Annotated in this window: 6 protein-coding genes and 1 pseudogene; 4 read left to right on the forward strand and 3 right to left on the reverse strand. The window is 57.2% G+C overall.

Going from position 1 to position 6,382, the window contains the following annotated elements; translation table 11 throughout:
• Window positions 1-49 precede the first annotated feature (49 nt).
• Both tnpC and WLY71_RS28890 read left to right on the forward strand, forming a co-directional pair.
• Window positions 50-1,595, forward strand: a pseudogene (gene tnpC / locus WLY71_RS28885) (IS66 family transposase).
• Window positions 1,596-1,727: 132 nt separating this feature from the next.
• Window positions 1,728-2,135 carry a hypothetical protein gene (locus WLY71_RS28890; RefSeq protein ID WP_347806291.1) on the forward strand — a complete coding sequence of 136 codons (408 nt, stop codon included), beginning with the start codon at window positions 1,728-1,730 and terminating at the stop codon, window positions 2,133-2,135.
• 272 nt (window positions 2,136-2,407) lie between these two features.
• On the opposite strand, the gene WLY71_RS28895 is transcribed toward WLY71_RS28890, so the two are convergent.
• Window positions 2,408-2,809 carry a YfeK family protein gene (locus tag WLY71_RS28895; RefSeq protein ID WP_347806288.1) on the reverse strand — a complete coding sequence of 134 codons (402 nt, stop codon included), beginning with the start codon at window positions 2,807-2,809 and terminating at the stop codon, window positions 2,408-2,410.
• 613 nt (window positions 2,810-3,422) lie between these two features.
• On the opposite strand from WLY71_RS28895, the gene WLY71_RS28900 reads away from it, so the two are divergent.
• Both WLY71_RS28900 and WLY71_RS28905 read left to right on the forward strand, forming a co-directional pair.
• Entirely contained in the window at window positions 3,423-3,626 is a 204-nt protein-coding gene (locus WLY71_RS28900) for a hypothetical protein (RefSeq protein WP_283184049.1), read from the forward strand.
• Window positions 3,627-3,757: 131 nt separating this feature from the next.
• A complete protein-coding gene (locus WLY71_RS28905) occupies window positions 3,758-4,471 on the forward strand; it encodes a metallophosphoesterase (RefSeq protein WP_347806289.1) in 714 nt (237 codons plus the stop codon).
• A 100-nt stretch (window positions 4,472-4,571) separates the two neighbouring features.
• On the opposite strand, the gene WLY71_RS28910 is transcribed toward WLY71_RS28905, so the two are convergent.
• Window positions 4,572-4,769 (reverse strand): YbdD/YjiX family protein, encoded by a 198-nt coding sequence (locus tag WLY71_RS28910; protein ID WP_007900300.1) that lies wholly within the window; start codon window positions 4,767-4,769, stop codon window positions 4,572-4,574.
• 14 nt (window positions 4,770-4,783) lie between these two features.
• Window positions 4,784-6,382 (reverse strand): carbon starvation CstA family protein (locus WLY71_RS28915; RefSeq protein ID WP_347806290.1); only part of this gene is annotated, 1,599 nt, incomplete at its 5' end.

The raw sequence follows: 6,382 nt of genomic DNA on the forward strand, positions 1-6,382 counted from the left end.
TCCGATGAGTCTATCGCCGGTGTAGCCTTGCTCTGGCAAAATCGGCGGCATGACTTCGCTTCCAAACCTCGACCAACTAAACCCTGAACAACTGCGCGCTCTGGCGGCGCAGTTGATGCGGCGTGTCGAGAATCTCGATCAGAAATTCGAGACGATGGGTAAGCAAATCCACCATCACAAAACGGTCAACGAGAAACTGGCCCACGAGATCGCGCAGCTCAAGCGCTTCAAGTTTGCCAAGCGCAGCGAGCAACCTGAGCCCGGATCAGGCCAGCCTGCTTGACGACCTGATCGACACTGACATCGCAGCCATCGAAGCCGAACTTGAAGCGCTACAACCCACCCCCGTTTCGACCGAGGCTCGGCAAAAACCCAAGCGTACCGCCTTGCCGCCGCAGTTTCCGCGCACCCTGATCCACCACGAACCCGACAACAGCCACTGCCAGTGCGGCTGCGCCCTCAAGCGTATCGGCGAGGATGTCAGCGAACTCGACTACACGCCAGGCGTGTTCACCGTCGAGCGTCATATCCGTGGCAAGTGGGTCTGCGGCTAGTGCGAAACGCTGATCCAGGCACCAGTTCCGGCGCAGGTCATCGACAAGGGCATCCCGACCGCCGGCCTGCTAGCCCACGTGATGATCGCAAAGTTCGCCGACCATTTACCGCTCTATCGTCAGGAGTCGATTTTTGGTCGGGCCGGTCTGGCCATCGCCCGCTCGACCTTGGCGCAATGGGTCGGCAGCTGTGGTGTGCAGTTGCAGTCGCTGGTCGATGCCCTGCGCGATGCTGTTCTCGAACATGGCGTAATCCATGCCGATGAAACGCCGGTGCAGATGCTTACGCCGGGCGCAAAGAAAACCCATCGCGCGTATGTCTGGGCCTACGCCACCAGCCAGTTCTCGGACTTGGCGGCGGTCGTTTACGACTTCAGCCCGAGCCGCGCCGGAGAGCATGCACGCAACTTCCTGCAAGACTGGAAAGGCAAGCTGGTCTGTGATGATTTTGGCGGCTACAAGGCCAGCTTTGAACTCGGCATCACCGAGATCGGCTGCATGGCCCATGCGCGGCGCAAGTTCTTCGAGCTGCACGCCACCAACAAGAGCCAGCTCGCCGAACAGGCCTTGCGCTACATCCAGTTGCTTTACGAAATCGAGAGCGAAGCCCGCGACCTTGAACCGGATTTACGCCGCCGAATACGGCAAGAAAAAGCTGTACCGGTGATGGATGCTCTGCATGCCTGGATAATCGCCCAGCGCGTGCTTGTGCACGACGGCTCGGCTATCGCTAAAGCTTTGGATTACAGCCTGAAACGCTGGACGGCGTTGTCGCGCTATCTCGATGATGGGGCCGTACCCATTGATAATAATTGGGCAGAAAACCAGTTCCGACCGTGGGCGTTAGGTCGCAAGAACTGGCACTTTGCAGGTTCGCTGCGCAGCGGCAAACGGGCGGCCGCGATCATGAGTTTGGTCCAGTCGGCGCGACTCAATGGGCATGATCCATACGCCTATTTGAAGGACGTCCTCACGCGCCTGCCGACGCAACGGGCGAGTGAAGTCGAACAGTTGCTGCCGCATAAGTGGCAATCGGTTTAGTTACGCAAGGACTGATACCCGGACGGATATGTAGCAGAGACACCCTGCTTCGTATAGAAAGGTTCGTATACCCCCCCTATAATCCGCGACTGCGCCCAATCCTCCAGGAGCAACTTCACTATGGAAGCAAACATGCCTCAGCCTTGGTACACCACACGTCCCGTCCCGGTCTTCATGACTGTCTTTTACTGCTTCATTGTCTTGATTCAAGCAGGTCTTTGGGTGGTCAACGAAGGATTTGAACAAACCCGACAAGGGGATATTTCGATCCTGGTGCTGCTCAATGTTTGTACCGTAGCGCTTCTGATGTGCGTAGGCGGGTTGATGCTACTGGGCAGGAAAAAGAGCAGCTCGTTGTGCTTTATTCTAGCCTTGGCATTAGGTGTGGCTTTCTCCCTCAGCCAGATGCGCAGCGGATCTATCGTGCACCTGCTGACGCTCCCGATGTTTAAGGAGTACGCCCTGGTTTTCGGAATCTGGGTATACAGTCTGCAACTGCGCAGGAGCAGTTATTTCTATCCAGCGCGGTCTGCTAGCTAGTCCCACAACCAAACGAGCTGGCATAAGCGAAAATCCGGATTGAACTCAGGGACGCTCCAAGACGCCACCCCGCTGATGCGTTCTCTGCCGGCCAAATGGTGTCCACTTAAATTTAGTTGACCACTACACATCGCCTCAAGCGAAAGTGTCAGAAAGGTGCGTTGGCCGGACGCTTACGTTTCACCCCCGCTCCGGCGTCGACCACGACTTTCGAATCCCCGAAACGAAAAAGCCCAGCAGTTGCGCTGGGCTTTCTCGTTTCGGGGGTGGGCTCAATGGTGCTGGCGTTGTCTCTGTAGCTCTGTCTTCAGCCAGGTGCTCGTCGGTTGGACACCTGTTGAGCAACGCACTTCATAGGCTTTGCCATTCATGCTGCTTTTAGTGGCAGCGAGATCGATGAAGTCTTCTGCGCTGCTCACCAGGTTCTTGCCTTCGAGATAATTCAGCTTCTTTTCGAGATGTGCCCGAGCCTGGGGTCCAGGGTATTCACTGCCGTTGCGCACGAACTTACACTCACTGCGCTCCACAAAATCCAGCAAGCCTTTTATCTCCTGGTTTGCCTGTGGCGTGGTTTGAGCCTGCGCACCGCCCGCCACTGCAAAAAGGCCGATAGAAGCAGTGATCAGCCATCGGCGGAAAATGGGTCGAGTCACTGCTACTTTCAAAATCCACATGATACTTCCTTGTCCTGAAAGGGGTGACTGTAGCGCGGCATCGCCCGAGCAGCCAGCGCTGCTAGCCTTCAAGTTTGGGCCAGTCCGCATGCGCTCCCCTGCGCGCAATACCCAACGATAACCAGCAGAACGCTGTGCGATGTGGTTCGTTCGAAAGGATCAACCTGTGGAAGGGAAAGGGGATCAATGAGCCCAATACCTCTGTGCGCGAGCAGTTGGCCAAAGTCGCAGTTACTTATCCCTGTATCGGCATCAGACTCATTGATCGTTGCCCAGCTCAATGTTGGGCGATTTCCATCTAACCGAATGGAGATGCATTGGCGCGTCAATAGCAGCCATGCACTATTTTTTTAACAAAACAACTTCTGCACGTCTAATCACCTTTTTCCCCGGCCTTATAGGCTCAGGAAATATCCCCTTCAAAGCCAACCGCTATGGCGGCGGCACCATTCGTCGTATCAGAAGCGCTGCGCGATTTTTTTGACTATTCCTGGCTTAAGGTTTGCAGAAGACGCTCGTGGCAGCCCCAGAACGACGTAATTCTGACGCGGCAGCACTTTAATTAACGCTTAGGACGCCAGCGATGCGCTTGGTCAGTCACCGGAGATGTAACGTGTCAACTCTCAATGAAATCGCAGCGAACCACGCGAGAATGGCTAAGGCTCTTGTCGAAGAGTCGACCGGGCTGAGTGAGCGCCACACCCAGATTGTGGATAGTTTCGAAGTTCCATCCATGGATGCGCAACATATTCCTCTGCACCTTATCGCAGGAGTGCAGGACAACCATTTCGCGCAAGCAACGGCCTACTTGCTCTGACGGTGTTTGATCTGGGTAGCCTGTCGGGCAGGCGGTAAAGGTCTGCCTGCCGGCGCGGTAAGGTCGAGTACCACTTCTTGGCCTAAACTCAACTGACTAGCCCGTTGGGGAGCAGCCGGAGTGGCATTCCCATGCTCGAAACTTTAGAGATGTCGCGTGTTAAGCGCTTCGCCGCAAACGTTGCCGGCCGAGATTTCGCGGTCGGTGACATTCATGGCCATTTCACTCGGTTGCAGGACGCTCTGGATGCAGCCGGGTTCAACCACTCGGTAGATCGCCTGTTCAGTGTTGGCGATCTGATTGACCGCGGGCCCGAATGCCATGATGCGCTCGATTGGCTGGACAAGGCATGGTTCCACCCGGTGCGAGGCAACCATGACGACTACGTGGTGTGCTTCGATAGCTGCGACGTCGACAGCTGGATCGACAACGGCGGTTCATGGTTCGTGGACCTGTCGCTGTTCGAGAAGCAAGCATTCGCGGCGCAGTTCGCCAAGCTCCCTATCGCGATCGAAGTCGAAACAGCATACGGCCTGATCGGCATCGTGCACGCCGATTGTCCATTTCCATCATGGCAGCAACTGCGAAAGGAATTGGAGTCGCCGGAAACCAACAGGCGTCTGCAGGAGCTGCAGCACTACTGCATGTGGTCACGAAGGCGGATCGATCAGCAGGAAACGCATGGCGTTGAAGGCCTACGCGCACTGGTCGTAGGGCATACGCCGCTTTATATGCCCGTCAGCCTTGGCAATGTGATTCACATCGATACGGGTGGCTGGAGGCCGGACCGTGGTTATTTCACCCTGCTGGATCTCGAGACGCTCGAAACCATCCCCGCAAGCTGACTCAACACGGCTCGACCAACGCCATTCACTCAAAAAAAACCCGGCCTCATCAGCCGGGTTCTTTATTTAGATATTCAGGTGGCATCACTGCCACCGACCATCAACAGCACTTCGGCCCGGCCTTGCTTCCGTAACGGGCTTCCTGGCGTTCCCGAAAGAACACCTCATAACTCATCACCGGTTTGTCCGGGTGCTTGGTTTGCATGTGCTCGACGTAGGTGTCGTAGTCGGGCATGCCGACCATCAGGCGCGCGGCCTGACCGAGGTATTTACCGAGGCGACTCAGGTCATTGAACATGCTGCAATCCTCGATCAGGCGTCCGGCAGTGCCTGGAATGGCGCTTCTTTATCCGTACGTTCTTTGGTGCCCCAGGCGGCGATACCGACCTTGAGTGCAAAGAACAGGATGCTGAAGACCACCAGCAAGAACAGCGCGGTCAGCGTTGCGTTGGTGTACGCGTTGTAGATCACGTGCTGCATCTGGTCGATGCTCTTGGCCGGGGCGAGGATCTGACCGTTGGCCAGGGCATCGCTGTACTTCTTGGCCAAGGCCAGGAAACCGATCGCCGGGTTGGCATCGAACAGCTTGATGAAGCCTGCGGTGGTGGTGCAGATCAGCAGCCACACAGCGGGCAGCATGGTGACCCAGACGTAGCGCTGGCGTTTCATTTTGATCAGCACAACGGTCGCCAACATCAGCGCGATACCGGCCAGCATCTGGTTGGAGATACCGAACAACGGCCACAAGGTGTTGATGCCGCCCAGCGGATCGATCACGCCCTGGTACAGCAGATAACCCCACATCGCCACACAACCGGCGGTTGCGATCAGGTTGGCGATCCAGGATTCAGTGCGTTTCAGCGCTGGCACGAAGGAACCGAGCAAGTCCTGCAACATGAAACGGCCGGCACGGGTACCGGCATCGACTGCCGTCAGGATGAACAGCGCTTCGAACAGGATCGCGAAGTGGTACCAGAACGCCATGGTGTTTTCACCCGGCAGAAGCTGGTGCAGGATCTGCGCGATACCGACTGCCAGGGTCGGCGCACCGCCGGCACGGGCCAGGATGGTGGTTTCACCGATGTCCTTGGCCACCGCTTGCAGCGCTTCCGGGGTAATTGCAAAGCCCCAGCTGCTGACGGTCTGAGCCACCGAAACAGCGTCAGAGCCGACAAGCGCCGCCGGGCTATTCATGGCGAAGTACACACCCGGTTCGATCACCGACGCAGCAACCATGGCCATGATGGCGACGAAGGATTCCATCAGCATGCCGCCGTAACCGATGTAACGGGCATGGCCTTCGCTGGCCAACAACTTCGGCGTAGTGCCGGAAGCAATCAGCGCGTGGAAACCGGAAACTGCGCCACAAGCAATGGTGATGAACAGGAACGGGAACAGACCGCCCTTCCATACCGGCCCGGTACCGTCGACGAACTGGGTCAGCGCCGGCATTTTCAGGTCGGGCATGGTGATCAGGATGCCGATCGCCAAGGCCACGATGGTGCCGATTTTGAGGAAGGTCGACAGGTAGTCCCGCGGCGCCAGAATCAGCCACACTGGCAATACCGCGGCGACGAAACCGTAGCCGATCAGCATCCAGGTGATCTGGATCCCGGTGAAGGTAAAGGCCTTGGCCCAGACCGGATCAGCGGCAATCTGCCCGCCCAGCCAGATCGAACCGAGCAGCAGCAACACGCCGACGATGGAGATTTCACCGATACGACCCGGGCGGATGTAGCGCATGTAAATGCCCATGAACATCGCGATCGGGATGGTCGCCATCACCGTGAACATACCCCACGGGCTTTCGGCCAGGGCTTTTACAACGATCAGCGCCAGCACCGCGAGGATGATGATCATGATCAGGAAGCAGCCAAACAGCGCGATGGTCCCGGGGATGCGGCCCATTTC

This window comes from Pseudomonas rossensis (assembly GCF_039888995.1).
In the GTDB taxonomy this organism is placed as follows: Bacteria; Pseudomonadota; Gammaproteobacteria; order Pseudomonadales; family Pseudomonadaceae; genus Aquipseudomonas; species Aquipseudomonas rossensis.